The 20,164-nt window shown below is 64.9% G+C and carries 13 protein-coding genes; 5 read left to right on the top strand and 8 right to left on the bottom strand.

Going from position 1 to position 20,164, the window contains the following annotated elements; all coding sequences use genetic code 11:
* Positions 1–200 precede the first annotated feature (200 nt).
* From BJ122_RS02220 to BJ122_RS02205, 3 genes are all read right to left on the bottom strand, one after another.
* Entirely contained in the window at positions 201–3,650 is a 3,450-nt protein-coding gene (locus BJ122_RS02220) for an error-prone DNA polymerase (protein ID WP_110779537.1), read from the bottom strand.
* 316 nt (positions 3,651–3,966) lie between these two features.
* Entirely contained in the window at positions 3,967–5,553 is a 1,587-nt protein-coding gene (locus BJ122_RS02210; protein ID WP_110779535.1) for a Y-family DNA polymerase, read from the bottom strand.
* Positions 5,444–6,226: an ImuA family protein gene (locus BJ122_RS02205; protein WP_110779760.1), complete on the bottom strand. Its 783-nt coding sequence runs from the start codon at positions 6,224–6,226 to the stop codon at positions 5,444–5,446. Before BJ122_RS02205 ends, BJ122_RS02210 begins: the two co-directional genes overlap by 110 nt.
* 163 nt (positions 6,227–6,389) lie before the next feature.
* On the opposite strand from BJ122_RS02205, the gene BJ122_RS02200 reads away from it, so the two are divergent.
* A complete protein-coding gene (locus BJ122_RS02200; RefSeq protein ID WP_110779534.1) occupies positions 6,390–7,619 on the top strand; it encodes a putative DNA modification/repair radical SAM protein in 1,230 nt (409 codons plus the stop codon).
* Between the two features lie 23 nt (positions 7,620–7,642).
* The gene (locus BJ122_RS02195; protein ID WP_110779533.1) at positions 7,643–8,497 is read left to right on the top strand and encodes a TIGR03915 family putative DNA repair protein; all 855 of its coding nucleotides are present in this window, start codon (positions 7,643–7,645) and stop codon (positions 8,495–8,497) included.
* Between the two features lie 209 nt (positions 8,498–8,706).
* Here BJ122_RS02195 and BJ122_RS02190 read toward each other — a convergent pair whose 3' ends face one another.
* Positions 8,707–9,204, bottom strand: a complete 498-nt coding sequence (locus BJ122_RS02190) for a YciE/YciF ferroxidase family protein (protein ID WP_110779532.1) — start codon at positions 9,202–9,204, stop codon at positions 8,707–8,709.
* An 84-nt stretch (positions 9,205–9,288) separates the two neighbouring features.
* On the bottom strand, positions 9,289–10,461 hold the full coding sequence (locus BJ122_RS02185; protein ID WP_110779759.1) for a M20 aminoacylase family protein: 1,173 nt from the start codon (positions 10,459–10,461) through the stop codon (positions 9,289–9,291).
* A 182-nt stretch (positions 10,462–10,643) separates the two neighbouring features.
* Here BJ122_RS02185 and BJ122_RS02180 point away from each other — a divergent pair, with 182 nt between their 5' ends.
* Positions 10,644–12,263: a GMC family oxidoreductase gene (locus BJ122_RS02180; RefSeq protein ID WP_110779758.1), complete on the top strand. Its 1,620-nt coding sequence runs from the start codon at positions 10,644–10,646 to the stop codon at positions 12,261–12,263.
* A 265-nt stretch (positions 12,264–12,528) separates the two neighbouring features.
* Here the strand turns inward: BJ122_RS02180 and hpnO are convergent, their stop codons facing one another.
* Positions 12,529–13,920, bottom strand: a complete 1,392-nt coding sequence (gene hpnO, locus BJ122_RS02175) for an aminobacteriohopanetriol synthase HpnO (RefSeq protein WP_110779531.1) — start codon at positions 13,918–13,920, stop codon at positions 12,529–12,531.
* A 356-nt stretch (positions 13,921–14,276) separates the two neighbouring features.
* A complete protein-coding gene (hpnN, locus tag BJ122_RS02170; RefSeq protein WP_110779530.1) occupies positions 14,277–16,865 on the bottom strand; it encodes a hopanoid transporter HpnN in 2,589 nt (862 codons plus the stop codon).
* Positions 16,866–17,143: 278 nt separating this feature from the next.
* On the opposite strand from hpnN, the gene ispH reads away from it, so the two are divergent.
* Entirely contained in the window at positions 17,144–18,088 is a 945-nt protein-coding gene (ispH, locus tag BJ122_RS02165) for a 4-hydroxy-3-methylbut-2-enyl diphosphate reductase (protein WP_027277912.1), read from the top strand.
* Positions 18,089–18,139: 51 nt separating this feature from the next.
* Complete coding sequence (hpnH, locus tag BJ122_RS02160) at positions 18,140–19,288, top strand: adenosyl-hopene transferase HpnH (protein ID WP_110779529.1); 1,149 nt, start codon at positions 18,140–18,142, stop codon at positions 19,286–19,288.
* Here the strand turns inward: hpnH and BJ122_RS02155 are convergent.
* Positions 19,229–19,963, bottom strand: a complete 735-nt coding sequence (locus BJ122_RS02155) for a phosphorylase (RefSeq protein WP_110779528.1) — start codon at positions 19,961–19,963, stop codon at positions 19,229–19,231. The two genes, hpnH and BJ122_RS02155, sit on opposite strands and share 60 nt — an antisense overlap.
* Between the last annotated feature and the right edge of the window lie 201 nt (positions 19,964–20,164).

Below are 20,164 nucleotides of genomic sequence, written 5' to 3'. Positions count from 1 at the left end.
TCGCCGCCCAGCACGGCCCAAAGATCGGCAAGCAGCTCGCGGGGCGATGGCATGGCGCGTGGTGTCCTCTGTGTCGGTCTATTCGGTATCGATGGTGATGCAGGATGAATGGCCGGATCAAACCCGGCAAGAAGGAAGTCCAACACTACGCTTGCTCATTGGCTGGGTCGCTGTGCGCCTTGCAATGACGAGCAGCCGTTTCAATGAAAATCCCGCGATTTGGGCAGGATGCGCACGTCGCGCGGATGACGGACCGGCTGTGCCGGCTCATTGGGATGGTCGCGGCGATCATCATTGAGCGGCTCGTCGCGGCTGATGCCGGGCGGCGCGACCAGGCTGTCGGACAATTGCTGGAGCTCGGCGCTGCGATCGACCAGCCGCTCGGCCACCAGATGCACCACGCCCTCCGGGCTCGCTTGAATCCGCCCTTCCGCCCACAACAGCCGCGCGCCCATCACTTCTTTGCGATAGCGTTCCAGCACCGCCGGCCACACCACCAGATTGGCGATCCCGGTCTCGTCCTCCAGCGTGATGAACACCACGCCCTTGGCGCTGCCCGGCCGCTGCCGCACCAGCACCACGCCGGCGCAGCGCGTGAGCCGGCCGCTGCTGCGCTGTTCGGAAATTGCCTGGCAGGTCTCGACCCGTTCACGCGCAAACAGCATGCGCAGAAACTGCATCGGATGGCCCTGCAGCGACAGCCGCACGGTCTGATAATCAGCCACAACATGTTCGGCGAGCGGCATCTGCGGCAGCGGCGCCGCGGCTTCGTCGCGCTGCTCGCGCGCGCTCGCGGCCTCGAACAATGGCAGCGGCACGTCGTCGGGCAGCCGCCGTACCGCCCACAGCGCCGCGCGGCGATCGAGCTGCAACGAGCGGAACGCATCGGCATCGGCGAGCAGGATCAGCGCGCGCTTCGGCAGGCGCGTGACGCGCGCGAACTGCTCGAGCGAGCTGAACGCGCCGCGCGCCCGCGCCGCAACGATCCGCGCTGCCCAATCATCGCTCGGCGGTTCGCCGGCGGCGCGCCGCACCCGCTCCTCATCGGGATCGGCCCAGCGAAAGCCGTCGATCTGCCGAAAGCCGAGCCGCACCGCATGATGTCGGCCGCAATGCGCCTCCAGCGTGCACTGGCCCTCGCTGAACGCAATGTCGATCGGCCGCACCTCGACGCCGTTGCGGCGCGCATCGCCAACAATCTGCGCCGGCGCATAAAAACCCATCGGCTGCGAATTGAGCAGCGCGCAGCAGAACGCATCGGGATGCAGACATTTCAGCCAGGCCGAGACATAGACCAGCTTGGCGAAACTGGCGGCATGGCTTTCCGGAAAGCCGTAGGAGCCAAAGCCCTTGATCTGCTCAAAACAGTTTTGCGCGAATATCGGGTCATAGCCGCGCTTCACCAGATTGCCGATCATCTTGCTTTCGAACTTGCCGATGGTGCCGACATTGCGAAAGGTCGCCATCGCGCGGCGCAGCTGATTGGCTTCGTCAGGCGTGAAATGCGCGGCCTCGATCGCGATCCGCATCGCCTGCTCCTGAAACAGCGGCACGCCCAGCGTCTTGCCCAATATCTGTTGCAGCTCATTCTTCTCGCCGGCATGCCCGGCCGGCGATGGATACACCACCGGCTCCTGACCATTCCGGCGGCGCAGATAAGGATGCACCATGTCGCCCTGGATCGGCCCGGGCCGCACGATCGCGACTTCGATCACGAGGTCATAGAAGCAGCGCGGCTTAAGGCGCGGCAGCATGTTCATCTGCGCGCGGCTCTCGACCTGAAACACGCCGATCGACTCGCCCCGCTGCAGCATCTGGTAGACCTCGTTATCGTCCTGCGATTTGATGTCGGACAGTTGCAGCGCCGTGCCCTTGTGCTTGCTGATCAGATCGAACGCCTTGCGGATGCAGGTCAGCATGCCGAGCGCCAGCACATCGACCTTCATCATCTTGACCGCGTCGATGTCGTCCTTGTCCCATTCGATGAAACTGCGATCGGCCATCGCCGCGTTGCCGATCGGCACGAATTCGTCGAGCCGGTCCTGGGTCAGCACATAGCCGCCGACATGCTGCGACAGATGGCGCGGAAAGCCGATCAGCTCGGTGGCAAGCTCGACCGCGCGGGTGATCATCGGGTTTGTCGGGTCAAGCCCGGCCTGCCGCACCTGCATCTCGCTGAGCCCCTTGCCCCACGAGCCCCACACCGTATCGGCGAGCGCGGCGCAGACGTCTTCGGACAAGCCCAGCACCTTGCCGACATCGCGGATCGCCGAACGCGGCCGATAATGGATCACGGTGGCGACGATCGCGGCGCGGTGCCGGCCATAGCGGCGATAAATGTATTGCATCACCTCTTCGCGCCGCGAGTGCTCGAAATCGACGTCGATATCGGGCGGCTCGTCGCGCTCCTCGGACACGAAGCGCTCGAACAACAGATCGATTTCGGTCGGATCGACGCAGGTGATGCCGAGCACGTAGCACACCGCCGAATTGGCGGCCGAGCCGCGACCCTGGCACAAAATGCCTTGCGAGCGCGCATAGCGGACAATGTCGTGCACGGTCAGGAAATAATGCGCGTAGCCGCGGCGCGCGATGATCGCCAGTTCCTTGTCGATGGTGGCGCGCAGCTTGGCGCTGATGCCGTTTGGAAAATACTGCGTGATGCCAAGTTCAGTGAGGTCATGCAGATGCTGCTGCGCGCTCTTGCCGGGTGGCACCGGCTCATCGGGATAGTGATATTTCAGCTCATCGAGCGAAAACGAGATGCGGCTCGCAAAGCGCAGCGTCTCGGCGATCGCCTCCGGATCGGCGCGGAACAGCCGCGCCATTTCCGCCGGCGGCTTGAGATGACGCTCGGCATTGCTTTCAAGGTGCCGCCCGGCTGCATCGAGCGTGGTCTTATTGCGCACGCATGACAGCACGTCCTGCAACGCGCGCCGATCCGGGTGGTGATAGAGCACGTCATTGCTGGCGATGCACGGCACCTGCGCCGCCGCCGCAACATGCCGCAGCCGCGCCAACCGCCGCTTGTCATCACCGCGATAATAGGGCGCCAGCGCCAGCCAGACGCCGTCCCGCTGCAACGCCGTCAGACGCTGCAAGGCAGCGGCGATCTCGGCGGCATGAAAACGATAAGGCGGTATCAAGACCAGCAGGATTTGCGAGTGCTGTTTTTGGGGATCGTCATGCCCGGCCTTGGGCCGGGCAGCCACGTCTTTCAACCGTTGCCGCTGCCAAGACGTGGGTGGCCGCGATCCCGGCCATGACGACGTGGTGGGCTCGGGGACGAAGGCTTCGAGGTCGGCGAAGGTCAGATGGCACTCGCCTTTATCGGCGCGCATCTTGCCGGCGCTGAGCAGCCGGCACAGCCGGCCATAGGCGGCGCGGTCGGTGGGATAGGCTAGTAGCTCCGGCGTGCCGTCGGCAAAACACAGCCGCGCGCCGATCAGCAGCTTTGGTTTGTGGATCAGTTCGTCATTGCCAAGCTCGCTATAGGCGCGCACCACGCCGGCCAGCGTGTTGCGGTCGGCAATGCCGATCGCATCCAGGCCAAGCAGGCTCGCCTGCTGCACATAGTCCTGCGGATGCGAGGCCCCGTGCAGAAACGAGAAATTACTGGTGACGCCGATTTCGGCGTAACGCGCGATCATGCGATCCGCCTCGGATGAGATTTTCAGATGACGTTTCTTTTCGTCATTGCGAGGAGCACCCGGATCGGCGCTTTGCGCCGTCCGGGCACAGGCTTCGCGACGAAGCAATCCAAACACTCAGAGCACCGGCGCTTCTGGATTGCTTCGTCGGCTTCGCCTCCTCGCAATGACGGCGGAGACATTGTTCGACGTCGCTTCGCTCGCAATGACGAAAGGGACATTGTTCGTCGTCGCTGCGCTCGCAATGACGAAAGAGAGATTGTGCGATGCTGCGTTCGCAATGACTAAGCCTAGCCTCTGGCCCTAGCGCCTGCCCTCACGCGAACAGGCCGTGCACATACCAGCGCGGTTGGCCGTGGCCATCGGCGCTGGGCAACACCTCGCGGCCATAGAGCCCGTCGCGGTACAGCCAGAACCGCGCGCCGACCTCGTCCTCGATCCGGAAGTAATCGCGGGTCAGGCCCGGCTCGGACGCGCGCCACCATTCCATCGCGATCCGCTCCGGGCCTTCGGCGCGGGCGATGCGATGGGTGACGCGGCGCCAGGTGAATTGCGCCGGCGGCCCATCGGGCACTTCGGCCAGCACCTCGACCGGCTCGGGCGGTTGCAGCAGCCGCAGCGGCCGCAAAGGCGGCTCGTCGGCGCGACCCGGCCACGGCGTCTCGTGACAGGTTTGCGGCGGACAATGCTGCACCGGCACCGCCAGCGCCGCGCGCTCCGGCAGATGGCTGTCCTGCGGCAGATAACGCAGCACGCGCCGCGCGCCGAGCCGCGCCGACAGCGTGTCGGCCAGCGCCGCGACATCCTCGGCCTGATGAGCGGTGCTATCAAAGCCGCGCTGCGCGGCATCGACCAGCACGGTGTGACTTGCGGCGAGCCGGATCAGATCGAAGCCGAAACCGGGATCGAGCGGATCAGCGAGCGCATCGAGCTTTTCGGCGAACAAACGCTCGACCATTTCGGTGCGCGTCACCGGCTGACCGGCCTCGACCATGATGGTGCGCACCGCGCCGTCGCTGCGGAAAAACGACGCCAGCAATTGCCGCGCGCCCTTGCCGCTCTTTTCCATCGCCGCGATCAACAGCCGCGCCAGCGCCAGCAGCGTCGGCATGATCACTTCAAGCGTCGCCACCGGCTCGGCAAAGCGCTTGTCGACCACATAGTCCGGTGCCGGACGGCGCGGCGAGATCGGCGCATCGTCCGCGCCGCTGGCCTGGCGCAGCACCGCGACAAAATCAGCACCAAACCGCGCCGCCAGTTCCGAGGGCTGCCGCGCCAGCACATCGCCGATCGTCACCAGCCCCGCGCGGCGCAGCCCGCGCACGATGCCGGGATCAACGCCAAGCACCGCCACCGGCAGCGGCGCCACCGCCTCGGCCTCGCCGCCCGGCGGCACGATGGTGCGCGGCGCACCGCGGCTCAGCGCCCGCGCCGCCACCGCGGTGCCGGCAATCGCAGCGCGCGCCGCAAAACCCTGGCGCTGCAGCCCCTGCAGCAGCGCGGTAAGCAGCCCCTGTTCGTCGCCGAACAGATGGGCGCAGCCGGTGATGTCGAGGCACAGGCCGTCATCGCCATCCAGCGCCACCAGCGGGGTAAAACGGTCGCACCAATCGGCGATCGCTGAAAGCAGCGCGGCATCGGCCACGGCATCATGCTCGATCACGTCGAGCGAGGGATGCATGGCGCGCGCGGTGGCGAGCGGCATGCCGGGCGTCAGCCCGCCTTGCGCCGCGCGGGCGTCGCAGGCCACCAGCACGAGCGCGTTGTCGCGTTTGGCGACGACGACGCGCGGTTCAGCCGGCGAGCCGTCGCGGGGCGACGACAGCCGTTCGATACGATCGGTCGGCAACCGCGGCAACCAAAGGCCGAGGATGCGTCTGCGGTTCACGGAAGCGGCACGCATCACAATTCCATTCCATGATCCAGCGGCCGGTCGGGCCGCGACGATTGCGGATGAGCGAAGTTTCAAGCACCGGAGCGCCCCAGCCCTCCACTGGCGGCGAATGCGCGGCGCGCACCACCCAGCGCGTTTCGGCGGTCGAGGTCTGCGGCGCGGCGGCGATGCGCAGCATCAAGGCGGTGACCCCGGATTGCTGCGCCGCCAGGCTGAGCTTGCGGCTGGCGACCGCATCGAACGCGCAGCTTTCGCCCCACAGCTCGGTGACCACCGCGCCGAGCCCGGTGCAGGCCAGCGCATCGGCGGCGCTGCGCAGCGCGCTGTCGGCATCGGGCGCGCGCACCACCACGATGCGGCGCGGATCGAGCCCGAGTTCGGCAAAGCCGGCCATCGCCAGATCGCCGCTCTCGCGCGCCGCGAAATCGACCCGCACCCACAATAGAAAGCGCTGCTCGCTGGCGCGCCGCGCCAGCCCGGCGACAAAGCCGGTGGCGGCGCCGGCGGCGCGACCTTCGCCGAACACCTCATGCAGCGCCCCGAGCGCCAGCCCGCCCTGCAACGCCGCATCGACCGCGGCATGGCCGAGCGGCTGGCGCCGCAGCGGCTCCGCCAGGCCGTGTTCCAGCCGGTCAATGGCGCCTTGCAGGCGCGCAAGCGTGCTCATGCGGGCACTGGGCATGCCGCGCTCCTTCATCGATTGGCGGCCGTTTGCCGGTTGTCCTTAAAACCCGTGGCTGGCCGTTTCGTTCATGATATGTTCTAATATAAGACCCAGGCGCCCCGAGGAGTCAATCGGGATCGCCACCTGAGTTTTGGACTGCCCCCTTGTGAGGAATTTTGGGATGGATCTGCAACGCAAGCTGGCCATTCTCGCCGATGCCGCCAAATACGACGCTTCTTGCGCCTCCAGCGGCACCAACCGGCGCGACTCCCGCGATGGCAAGGGGCTCGGCTCGGCCGGCGGCATGGGCATTTGTCATTCGTTTGCGCCCGATGGCCGCTGCATCTCGCTCTTGAAAATTCTGCTGACCAATGCCTGCCAATATGACTGCCTGTATTGCATCAACCGCGCGTCCTCGAACGTGGCGCGCGCCCGCTTCACCGTCGAAGAAGTGGTGACGCTGACGCTCGGCTTCTATCGCCGCAACTATATCGAGGGGCTGTTTCTGTCCTCCGGTATCATCCGCAGCGCCGACTACACCATGGAGCAGTTGGTGGCGGTGGCGCGCACGCTGCGTGAGCGCCAGTTTCGCGGTTACATCCATCTCAAAACCATTCCCGACGCCGACGAGGCGCTGATCAGCGCCGCGGGCCGCTATGCCGACCGGCTGTCGATCAATATCGAGTTGCCGGAGGAGCATAGTCTTTGCCGGCTCGCGCCAGAGAAGAACGTGCGCTCGATCCGGCGCAGCATGGGCCGGGTGCGGCTGAAACTCGATGAAGCGCAGGAGGCACGCCAGACGCCGAGCCGCAGCAAGCCGCCGCGCTTCGCGCCCGCCGGGCAAAGCACGCAGATGATCGTCGGCGCCGACAGCGCCTCCGACAAGACCATCCTCGCCACCAGCGCCAATCTCTATGGCGCCTATCATCTGAAGCGGGTGTACTACTCGGCGTTCAGCCCGATCCCCGAGGCCAGCCGGGCGCTGCCGCTGGCGGCGCCGCCTTTGGTGCGCGAGCATCGGCTGTATCAGGCCGATTGGCTGCTGCGCTTTTATGGCTTTGCCGCCGACGAAATTCTCGACGACACCGACATGCTGTCGCTACAGCACGATCCCAAACTGGCCTGGGCGCTGCGCCACCGCGAGCGCTTTCCGCTCGACGTCAACCGCGCCTCGCGCGAAGACCTGCTGCGGGTGCCGGGCTTTGGCGCGCGCACGGTGGAACGGATTCTGACCCTACGCCGGGTCGGCACGCTGCGCACGGCTGATCTGGCGCGGCTGCGCATCCCCAAAAACAAGGCGCTGCCGTTCATCGTTCTGCCCGATCACCGCCCGGCGCCGGCGCTGCTCGACAGCACCAGGCTTGAGGCGCGCTTTGCGCCGCAAGCGCAGCAACTGGGTTTTGGCTTTTGACGCGCCCCACGCTTTCGACTGCGATGCATCAGATCAAACTTGATAGCGACATTGATTTTGCCGGCTGGCGCGAGGCAGCGCGCGCGCTGGTGCTATCCAATGTTGCGCCGGCCGAGGTGCGCTGGAGCGTTGCCGGCGCCGCGCCTGATCTGTTTGCCGAACCGGCACAGCCCTCGACGCTGCCGCGCGTCTCCGGCAGCTTCAACGTGCCGGCGCTGTTTGTCGACCTTGCCAAAACCGTGATGCTGCACCGTGATCCGCAGCGCTTTGCGCTGCTCTATGCGGTGCTGTGGCGGCTGCGCCGCGATCCCGATCTGCTGGCGCGCTGCACCGATCGGCAGATGACGCAGCTTGAAGCGATGGCCAAGGCGGTGCGCAGCGATCAGCACAAGATGCAGGGCTTTGTGCGCTTTCGCGAGATCGGCCGCGAGCCGGATAATCATTTCGTCGCCTGGTATGAGCCCGAGCACCACATTGTCGAGGCGACTGCGCCGTTCTTCGCACGCCGCTTTGCCGACATGCCCTGGTCGATTCTAACGCCGGAGCGCTGTGCGCATTGGGATGGCCATGCGCTCAGCTTCACGCCCGGCATCGCGCGCGATATGGCGCCGGGCGCGGACCGGCTCGAGCAATTATGGCTGACCTATTATGCCAGCACGTTCAATCCGGCGCGTCTGAACATGAAGGCGATGCAGGCGCATATGCCAAAACGCTTTTGGAAAAATCTGCCGGAAGCGGCGTTGATCGAACCGCTGATCGCCGATGCCGAACGCCGCACCAGCGCGATGATCGACGCCGCACCGCCCGCGCCAAAACCGAACCGGCAGCGCCGGAAGGCGCTGTCAAGCAATCGCGACCACGACGATTCATCGCGGTGATGCATTATTTACGTCATCATTAAATGCACCGTCATTGCGAGCGAAGCGAAGCAATCCAGTTGTTCGCGCAGCAGAACTTAGCTGGATTGCTTCGCTTCGCTCCTCGCAATGACGTGGTTGACGTCGTGCAGTGAAGGCAAGCGCTCCTCGCAATGACGTCTTGAAGACTTCACCGGCTGCCAAGAGAGACGTATTCAGCGACAATCGTCCTACGCCGCGGCGGCGATGTTGACCGCCGTCTCCGCCAGCTCGGTCAGCGTCTGGTCGGTCTTCTTCTCTTCCTGCAGCGTCTGGTCGAGCAGCCGCGCGACGTCCTTCATGCCGAGCTGGGTCGCCCATTGTTTGAGTGTGCCATAGCGCGAGATCTCGTAATGCTCGACCGCCTGCGCCGCAGCGAGCATACCGGCGTCGAGCGCTTCGGCGCCCTTGTACTCCTCCATGATCTCCTTGCCCTCATCGAGAATGCCGATGATGGCATCGCAGGTCTTGCCGCGCGCTGGCTTTTCCAACAGCTCGAACACCTGCTCCAGCCGCTCGACCTGGCCTTCGGTCTCGCCGTGATGCTTCTCGAAGGCGGCGCGCAGCTTGTCGGACTGCGCGGCCTTGGCCATCCGCGGCAGCGCCCTCAAAATTTGCTTCTCGGCGTAGTAGATGTCCTTCAGCGTATCGAGAAAGAGATCGTGCAGATCCTTGTCCTTGGCCGGCATGACGCACTCCATGGTTGGCGATAGCGGGACAATGCCTGCCCCCAACGCCATGTGCCGCCCATGGTTCCGGCCGCGCGGTCAGCTTCACGCCGCCAGCGTGGTCTCCACCAGCCTGATCCAATACGAGGTGCCGAACACGATCGCATCGTCGTTGAAGTCATAGGCCGGGTGATGCAACCCGGCGCTGTTGCCATTGCCGATGAAGATCAGCGCGCCGGGGCGCGCCTCCAGCATATAGGCGAAATCCTCGGCGCTCATCAGCGGCGGCATGTCCATCACCCGGCCCTCGCCGACGATCTCGGCGGCGACCGCCGCGGCATGGGCGGTCTGCGCGTCATGATTGACCACCACCGGATAGCCGCGCTCATAGCTCAGCTCGATCGAGGTGCCGGTCAGCTGCGCCACGCCCGCCACCACTTCGCGCACCCGCTGCTCCATCAGATCGCGGATCTGCGGTGACAGCGTGCGCACCGTGCCCTTCAGTTCGGCGGTGTGCGGAATGACGTTGCGCGCGCTGCCGGCGTGGAACTCGCACATCGACAGCACCGCCGACTCGAGCGGATCGACCGAGCGCGACACGATCGATTGCAGCGCAATCACCAGTTTTGCGCCGGCCAGCACCGGATCGATGGAATTATGCGGCCGCGCGGCATGGCCGCCGACCCCCTCAATGCGCAGATCGATGGAATCGGTCGAGGCCATGATCGCGCCGGGCCGGAGCGAAAACGTTCCCAGCGGCATGCCGGGGCCATTATGCATGCCGTACATCTGATCGATCGCAAAGCGCTCGACCAGACCGTCGGCAATCATCGCCGCGGCGCCGCCGCCGCCCTCTTCGGCTGGCTGAAAGATCAGCACCGCGCGGCCGGCGAAATTGCGGGTTTCGGCGAGGTAGCGCGCCGCGCCGAGCAGCATGGCCGTATGGCCGTCATGGCCGCAGGCATGCATCACGCCCGGAGTTTTGGACGCATAAGGCAGCCCGGTCGCTTCTTTGATCGGCAGCGCGTCCATGTCGGCGCGCAGCCCGATGCAGCGCACCGCCTGGCCATCGGCCGGCTGCCGGCCGTTGATCACCGCGACCACGCCGGTGCGGCCGATGCCGCTCACCACCTCATCGCAGCCAAATTCGCGCAATTTCTCCGCGACCAGCGCCGCGGTGCGATGCACGTCGTACATCAGCTCGGGATGGGCGTGCAGGTCGCGGCGCCAGGCGACGATGTCAGGCAACAGATCGGCGACGCGGTTGATGATCGGCATGGTCATTCCCAATGGTCAGAGCCTAGCTCTAGCATGACCGCCTCGCGCGCCCAAGGCACCGCCCAAGGAGGCCGGTACGCCACCGGCCTCCGCCGACATGCCAGCTGTACAGGGCCGTGCAGCGACGCTAAGCCTCAATGATCCGCGGCAAAGACCGCGAGCAAAAACAACAGGTGCACGGGATGGCGAAACGGCTCGAGGGCGAGTTCGACTATATCGTGGTGGGCGCAGGAACGGCGGGCTGCATCGTCGCCAACCGGCTGTCGTCCAACCCCGCCAACAAGGTGCTGCTGCTGGAAGCCGGCGGCCGCGACAACTGGATCTGGTTCCACATTCCGGTCGGCTATCTGTTCGCGATCGGCAATCCGCGCTCCGACTGGATGTTCAAGACCGAGCCCGAGCCGGGGCTGAACGGCCGCGCGCTGGCCTATCCGCGCGGCAAGGTGATCGGCGGCTGCTCGGCGATCAACGCCATGATCTCGATGCGCGGCCAGGCCGCCGACTATGATCATTGGCGGCAACTCGGCCTCACCGGCTGGGGCTGGAACGACGTGCTGCCGGCCTTCATCAAGCTGGAAGATCATTTCATGGGCGCGGGCGATTACCACGGCAGCGGCGGCGGTTTTCGGGTCGAGGCGCCGCGGCTGTCCTGGACGGTGCTGGATGCCGTGGCCGACGCCGCCACCCAGCTCGGCATTCCGCGCACCGCCGATTTCAACACCGGCGATAATGAAGGCATCGGCTATTTCCACGTCAACCAGAAGCGCGGCCGGCGTTGGTCGTCTGCACGCGGTTTCCTCAAGCCAGCGCTGAAGCGGCTCAATCTGCGGCTGGAAACCGACGTGCTGGTCGAACGGCTGCTGATCGAAGATGGCCGCGCCGTCGGCGTGCGCTACAGCCAGCGCGGCGAGACCATCGAGGCGCGCGCCAAGGGCGAGATCGTGCTGTGCGCCGGCTCGATCGGCTCGGTCCAGGTGCTGCATCGCTCCGGCATCGGCCCGGCGGAATGGCTGGCGCCGCTCGGCATCACGCCGCTTGTGGATCGGCCCGGCGTCGGCCGCAATCTGCAGGATCATCTGCAGCAGCGCGCCATCTATCAGGTCAGCGGCGTGCGCACGCTGAACGAGACCTATCACTCGCTGGCGCGGCGCGGGCTGATGGGGCTGGACTACGCGCTGCGCCGGCGCGGCCCGCTGACCATGGCGCCGTCGCAGCTCGGTATCTTCACCCGCTCCGATCCGCATCAGGAGCGCGTCAATATCCAGTTCCATGTGCAGCCGCTGTCGCTCGACAAGTTTGGCGATCCGCTGCACCGCTTTCCGGCGATCACGGTCAGTGCCTGCAATTTGCGACCGACCTCGCGCGGCGAGATCAGGCTGCGCAGTGCCGATCCCTTGGCCGCGCCCTCAATCGCGCCGCATTATCTGTCGACCGATGAGGACCGCAAAGTCGCGGCCGACGCGATCCGCGTCACCCGCAGGCTGATGAAACAGCCAGCGCTCGCCAAATATCAGCCGCAGGAATATCTACCCGGCCCCTCGGTCGGCGACGATGATGCGGCGCTGGCGAAAGCGGCCGGCGATATCGGCACCACGATCTTTCACCCGGTCGGCACGGCCAAGATGGGGCTGCCGAGCGATCCGCTCGCGGTGGTGGATGAAAGGCTGCGGGTCTATGGCATCGGCGCCTTGCGCGTGGTCGATGCCTCGATCATGCCGACCATCACCTCGGGCAACACCAACACCCCGGCGGCGATGATCGGTGAAAAAGGCGCGGCGATGATTTTGGAGGATGGCAGGTAGTTCTTCAGCTCGTGCGACCGCGAGAAGCTACCAAGCTCGCCGCGTCAGAACCGGGGTCTTCACCCTGCACGGACTCTAAGACGTGGACGCCCGCGACAAAGCGCGGGCATGACGGCCTGGGTGGGGCTGATGGCGCGAACCGCACACAGCCAACAAGGTCTGCGCACGGAACGCTGGATTGCTTCGTCGCTGCGCGCCTCGCAATGACGGACTTGAGCGCGCCTCGCAATGACGAACCTCGAAGCAACCGAGCTGCAAAGTCCGCTTAAGCGGACTTGCGCACCGCGTTGTCGACCAGGGTCTTGCCCAGCGACCAGATCGCGCCCGGCACCTTATGGCTGTCGGCGATCACCTGATCGAACGAGCCCGCGATCCACTTGCAATCGTCCTCGGTGATGGTGAGCGGCGGCAGCAGCTTGACGGTGTGGCTGGCGTGGCCGGCCACCTGGGTCAGGATCTTGTGATCCTTGAACAGCGGCACGGTGATCAGCTGGCAGAACAGCCCCTTATTGGCGGTCTCCAGCATCGCCCACGACGCCTTGAGGCGCAGCGATTGCGGCGGGCCGAATTCGACGCCGATCATCAGGCCCTTGCCGCGCACCTCTTTGAGCATCTCATAGCCCGGCACCAGGCTGTTCAGCGCCAGCCGCAGCTCGGCGCCGCGCTTGGCGGCGGCCTCGACCAGCTTTTCGGCTTTCAGCACTTCCAGCGTGGCGATGCCGGCGGCCATCGCCAGATCGTTCTTGCCAAAGGTCGAGCCGTGCACCACGGCGCGGTCCATGCGGTTGAAGATCTTTTCGAAGACCGACTTGCGGGTCAGCACCGCGCCAACCGGCACGTGACCGCCGGACAGCGCCTTGGACAGCAGCACCATGTCGGGTTCGACGTTCCAGTGCTCGACCGCCAAGAAGCGGCCAGTGCGGCCAAGGCCGGTTTGAATCTCGTCGGCGACGAACAGCGTGCCATAGCGTTTGCACAGCGCGGCAGCGCCGGGCAGGAACTCGTCGCTCGGCATATTGACGCCCTTGCCCTGGATCGGCTCGACGATGAACGCCGCGATCTTGCGGGTCGAGAGCGCCTTCTCCAAGGCTTCCAGGTCGTTGAACGGAATCGCCGAGCAGCCCGGCAGCAGCGGCTCAAAGCCGGTGCGGAAATTCGGATCGCCGGTCAGCGACAGGCCGCCATAGGTCAGGCCGTGGAACGAATGCTCGCAATGGATGATGCCGGGCCGGCCGGTGGCACCACGGGCGAATTTGATCGCGGCCTCGACGCATTCCGCGCCGGAATTGGCGAAAAACACCTTGTCGAGATACGGCACATGCTCAAGCAGCCGCTCGGCGAGCACGCCGGCCAGCGTCGAGACGTCGAGCTGCACCAGATTGGGGAAGTCGCTGTCGAGCACGCTTTTCAGCGTCTGACGCAGCACCGGATGATTGCGGCCGATCGCGAATACGCCAAAGCCGCTCAAGAGATCGAGATAGCGGGCGCCCTCGCGATCGAACAGATACTGGCCTTCGCCGCGCTGAAAGCCAACGTCGTAGCCGATAGTCTTCAGGACTCTCACGAGCTGTTCGTTCAGGTAGCGCGAGTGCATCGCACTGCGCTGGCCCTCGCGATTCGCGAATATCTCGGAAGCGTCTAGGTTCGGATATTGCATCGGCTACTTACTTCGTTTGGTGGGCAGACCGTCAACAGAAATCGCCGCATGCGGCGATTTGGCAGGCGCTAGCAGATCGTCCAACGCAGGTTCAGAAACATCATGCATGTCCACGGAGTGTCTGCGGAATATGGCGTGCGAGGGACCGCCCTCGCCGGACCGTCACCGCTGGCGCTACTCGGAATGTGCAAGTCGGAGACAAAGCCGCTCCACCCAAACGCAACAGGCGACGGGGGATGCTTGGCGCGGCTCGTCACAAAGACGATACAGGGCCGCAACGGCGAGAACAACCCCGATCCCCAGAAAGCGCACATGCCCCAGCGGCTTCCGCCGCCGGGGCTGCGCTCGTTGCCGGGCTAGTCTGCAATTTTGCGCGGCTTGCCCATCAAGGCCGGCTGGAACAGCAGCACCGCCGCCAGCGTGGTCACCAGCGACAGCGCGAGCAGCTTGCCCATGCTGGCTGTGCCCGGATGGCTCGACAACCAAAGGCTGCCAAACGCGGTGGCGGTGGTCAGGGCGCTGAAGAAGATCGCCCGGGTCAGCGCCGATTGCAGCAGATTGGTACGCCCGGCCCGCCAGGCCGTGACGTAATAGATCTTGAACGCCACGCCGATGCCGAGCAGCAGCGGCAACGCGACGATGTTGGCGAAGTTGAGCGGCAGCCCGATCAACACGCAAATCTCGAGCGTCACCGCTCCGGCCACCAGCAGCGGCACCAGCGTCAGCAGCACGTCGGTGATGCGGCGCAGCGTGATCCACAGCAGCAGCGCGATCACGCCGAGCGCCCACCAGCCGGCCTGCATGAAGGCCGAGACGATGGTGTCACCCGATTTCAGGATCGACACCGGGCCGCCGACCGCGTTCGGCTCTGCTTTCAGCACCGCGTCAGCGAAGGCGCGCAACGTGTCGTTGTCGTTCGGGTCGCCGCGCGGCAGCGCCTGCACCCGGACCTGACCATCCTTGGTCTTCCACCCCGACACCAGGCTGGCGGGCAGATTGTCGAGCGTCACCGGGCCGGCCTGCAGCAGATTGCGCAGCTGGTCGAGCGCCATTTTGAGCGGCACCACGAACACCGCCTGCACCTTGTCGCGGGTGGCGGCATCGGCCTCCACCAACTTGTTCAGCGCGTCGGCGAGCCGGCGCGACGCCAAAGCGCCCGAGCTGTTGCCGTCGCCAGCCGCCTTGCGCAGCGCGGCAATGGTGCTCTTGAGCGCCGCGACGTTCTCCTCATCGCTCGGCGGCGGATCGATCGCTTCCGGATTGAGCGCCGGCAGCAACACCTTGGCGCCGTCCGCGATCAGCTTGAGCTTGGCGTCCTGATCAGCCGGCACAAATGTGTCGAGCGAGATCGTGCTCTGCACTTCAGGCACCTTGGCAAGCTTGGCCTGCACTTCGCGCGCCGCTTCCACCGAGGGCACCAACACATTGACGGCATTGGCGCCCGTGTTCGGATCCTTGCGCAGATCAAGGAAGGTGGCGATCGATTCCACCTTCGGACTGCGCAGATTGATCGGGTTGAAGTCAAAATGCAGGAAGTACAGCAGCGGCAGACCGGCCACCGCGATCAGCAGCGTGCCGCCGACGATCGCGACCCGATAATCTTCGAGAATGCGGTCGAGCGGCGCCAGGAAAGAGTAGCCGACCGGCTCCTTTTCGCCGGGCGGGTTCAAGAGCTTGATCAGCGCCGGCAGCAGGGTGATGCTCGACACGAACGCCACCACCATGCCGAGGCCAGCGATCTCGCCGAGTTCCGACACGCCCTTATAGGCGGTCGGCAGGAACGACAGGAACCCGGCCGCGGTCGCCATCGCCGCCAGTGACAGCGGCACGGCGGAGTATTCCGCAGCCTTGGCGAGTGCCTGATCGAGATTGTCGTTTTTGTAGCGCTCGGAGCGGTAGCGCACGCTGAACTGTATCCCGAAATCGACGCCGAGGCCGACAAACAGCACCGCAAACGCAATCGACAGCAGGTTGAGCGAGCCGACCAGCATCAGGCCGAGCGCAGTGGTAATCGCCAGTCCGACGAACAGGTTGACGAACACTGCGAAGATGATTTTGGAGGAATGCAGCGCCAGCCACAGGATCAGCAGCACCACCGCCACCGTGCCGAGGGCGTTGACCACCGCGCCTTCCTGAACGGTGGCGAACTCCTCATTGGCGATCGGCACCGGCCCGGTCAGCCGCACCCGCGCGCCATACTCACCGGCGAGGTTGAGATCGGTGGCCGCCTGGCGGATCGCATCGGTCGCAGCGCGGCCGGGTTCCAGCGCCTTGAAGTCCAGCACCGGCTTGACCTCGATGAAGGCGCGGCGATCACCATCCGTGACCGGCGTATCGCTCACCAAGGCTCGCCAGGAGAACGTGGCGGAGCCAGTTTTCAGCACCTGGTCCACGGTATCGGCGATCATCGAGAACGGCCGGGTGGTGCCATCCAGCGTGATTTCGCCGCGCTTGATACCGAGCAGGCCGGTCTCCAGCGCCGCGGTCAGGCCGCGCAGGCTGGGGTCGCCGGCCATGATTTCCAGCAGCGGTGCCGCCGCCTGGAACTGGCTGGTCATCTGCGCCACCTGCTCGGTGGGCAGGAACAACAGCCCATTTTTATCGAAAAATTCACCACCTCCGAGCCGCTGCACGGAGTCGAAGTCTTTATGGTTATCCGATAATTTTTCCGTGAGCCGGGTCGCCGCGGCATTGGCGAATTCCGGGGTCGGCGCCTCGACCACCGCCAGGATCAGGCGTTCCTGATCGAAGGCTTTATCGAAGGCGATATCGCGCTGCCGCCAGTCCAAGCTGGGGGAGATCAGCCGGTTGATATCGGTGTTGATCCCGAAATTCTGGACGCTGTAAATACCGCCAAGAACTGCAAGAATTGCCGCAATAACAACCGTGATGGGTGCGAAGCGGGTCGAGGTCCGAACGATCGCTACGACTACTTTCTTGAGCACAACTTGACTTTCTATCGCTCTTGGCGTGCCTAGAATGCGCCAGATCCTGATGGAGTTCCGATCCGCAGGTCTCTCCCGCCAAGTCGAACCTTCAAGTACGGAACGACTTGGCCTATGACGGACCGGCGTGCTGACGCCGAATTAATCTGTCAAACGGCAATTGCCAACCGCGTTGCACTGCGGTGACAAGCTCATATGTTCCCGGTACGGTGTGCCACCCGTACCTTGGTATGGTATCTGTTTGCTTTTGATCAGTCCGACAATAAGGATCGTCGACCTTGTATAATGTTCGTCCCCTTGAGGTATTCCTGGCGCAACCGCGTGGCTTTTGCGCCGGCGTCGTGCGGGCGATCGAGATCGTCGAACTCGCTTTGGAGAAATATGGCCCGCCTGTCTATGTGCGCCACGAGATCGTGCACAACAAGTATGTGGTCGAAAGCCTAAAAGCAAAGGGCGCGGTGTTTGTCGAGGATCTGTCGGAAGTGCCGCCGAAGGCCGTCACGGTGTTCAGCGCCCATGGCGTCGCCCGTTCCGTCGAGGAAGAAGCGGCGCAGCGCGGCCTGCCGGTGCTGAACGCCACCTGCCCGCTGGTCACCAAGGTTCACAATCAGGGCAAGCGCTACATGGCCAAGGGCCGGGTGCTGATCCTGATCGGCCATGCCGGACACCCCGAGGTCGAAGGCACCATGGGCCAGGTTCCCGGCCCGGTGCTGCTGGTCCAGAACCTGGACGATGTCGCGGCTTTGACGCTACCCCGCGATACCGCGGTGGCCTACATCACCCAGACCACGCTCAGCGTCGATGATACCCGCGAGATTATCGCCGCGCTCACCGAACGTTTTCCGGACATTCAAGGCCCTGATACCCGCGATATCTGTTATGCAACGCAGAATCGGCAATCCGCAGTGCGGGAGCTGAGCAAGCTGGTCGACCTAATCCTGGTGGTCGGCGCCAACAACAGTTCCAATTCCAACCGGCTTCGTGAAATCGGCACCGAAGCCGGCATTCCCAGCTATCTGATCGCCGATGGCAGTGAGCTCGACCCGGCGTGGCTGAACGGCGTCCGGGCCGTTGGCATCACGGCGGGGGCCTCTGCCCCGGAAGTACTGGTCGATGACGTCATCGAAGCACTGCGCCGGATCGGTCCGGTGACGGTCTCGGTGCTGCCCGGCCGGGAGGAGGACATCGAGTTCCTGCTCCCCACTGAACTCGCTCCGGCCTGAGACCGCCCCGGTCCTCGGCTATTTTTGGATCCAGAAGAAAAGACCCCCGAAATGGCAATCCCCTTCTTCAAAGAGCTGCGCATTGGCGGCTATCTGCTCAAGCAGCGGCTGCTCGGCCGCAAGCGCTTCCCACTGGTTCTGATGCTGGAACCGCTGTTCCGCTGCAATCTCGCCTGCTCCGGCTGCGGCAAGATCGACTATCCCGACGCCATTCTCGACCGCCGTCTGACCCCGCAGGAATGCTGGGACGCCGCTGAGGAATGCGGCGCGCCGATGGTGGCGATCCCCGGCGGCGAACCGCTGATCCATAAGGAGATCGGCGAGATCGTGCGCGGCCTGGTGGAGCGCAAGAAGTTCGTGTCGCTGTGCACCAATGCGCTGCTGCTCGAGAAGAAGCTCGATCTGTTCGAGCCCTCGCCCTACTTCTTCTTCTCGGTGCATCTCGACGGCCTGAAGGAGCACCACGACAAGGCGGTGTCGCGTGACGGCGTGTTCGACCGCGCGGTGGCTGCGATCAAGGCCGCCAAGGCCCGCGGCTTTGCGGTCAACGTCAACTGCACGGTGTTCGACGGCTACGCCGCCGAGGACATCGCCAGGTTCATGGACTTTACCGAGGAACTCGGCGTCGGCGTGTCGATCTCGCCGGGCTACGCCTATGAGCGCGCCCCGGATCAGGAGCACTTCCTGAACCGCGCCAAGACCAAGAACCTGTTCCGCAAGGTGTTCGCGCTCGGCAAGGGCAAGAACTGGAGTTTTATGCACTCCAGCCTGTTCCTGGACTTCCTGGCCGGCAATCAGAGCTTTGAATGCACGCCCTGGGGCATGCCGGCGCGCAACGTGTTCGGCTGGCAGAAGCCCTGCTACCTGATCGGCGAAGGCTACACCAAAACCTTCAAGGAGCTGATGGAAACCACCGATTGGGATTCCTACGGCACCGGCAAGTATGAGAAGTGCGCCAACTGCATGGCGCATTGCGGCTACGAGCCGACCGCGGCCAATGCCGCCCTCGCCCATCCGCTCAAAGCGGCCTGGGTCGCGCTGCGTGGCATCAAGACCGAGGGGCCGCTGGCGCCGGAAATCGACCTGTCACAGCAGCGTCCGGCGCAGTACGTGTTCTCCGAGCAGGTGCAACAGCAGCTGTCAGAGATTCACGGAGACGAGACCGCCAACGTCAAGCATCACGCCCCGACAGCCGCGTAGGCTGCGGAGCGCGCGATTGAAATCGAGGCCGGTCGAGACCAGCGCCTTGATCGAAGCCGGGTTCCGCGCCACGCCGCGCAGAACCTTGCGGACGTCGATGTTGCCATTGGGCTTGATCGCGGTCGACACCACCGCAGGCAGTTCGCGGGTCGCCGGATCGCTGACGACCCGCAGCGCCGCGAACGGCAGTCCGGCCTCATGGGCATAATGCGCGGCGATGTGGCTTTCCATATCGACCGCGGCCGCGCCGGTCTTGGCATGCAGCGCCGCTTTGACGTGACGGGTGCCGACCACCTGCTCGCTGCCGACCAGACCGCCGCGCACCACGCGCCGGCCGCCAAAACCAGCATCCGCCAGCAGTTCTTCGCTAAATTCCAGCGCCGTTGACCAGCGGCGATCGCCGGCCCGGACCTCTGACGCCACCACGATGTCGCCGGAGCGCAGTTTGGGATCGAGGCCACCGGCCACCCCAAAACTGACCACGCCGCGCACGGCGCGAAAATCCATGTCAGACAGCAACACCCGCAATTGCTTGGGGTCGCTGCTGCTGCACACCACGGTCAATCCCGGCCCCGCGGCGATGCGCGCTTCCTGGATCAGCCCGGTCACGATCAAAACCGGTCGCGGATCCCAAGGATTGCTCGCGGCCGCTGCACTCTGCGCCCCCAGATTCACCGTCTGAACCCCTACACTCTGCGCCGGTGCTCCCGCGGCTCAAGCGCGCTGTCGCCCACAGCAGGACACCTGCAAAAACGGGCGTGACAATACTGCAAAGCCCGCGGCGGCGAAAACCGCCCGCGGCATATCCTGTTTATTCAACAGCGATTTTTCCGCCCCCTGTGGTTTTTACGGCACGGCTGTTACCGCGCTGCGAAC

The sequence above is a fragment of the Rhodopseudomonas faecalis genome (assembly GCF_003217325.1).
GTDB lineage: Bacteria > Pseudomonadota > Alphaproteobacteria > Rhizobiales > Xanthobacteraceae > Rhodopseudomonas > Rhodopseudomonas faecalis.
This window is presented reverse-complemented; position numbering and strand designations above follow the sequence as displayed.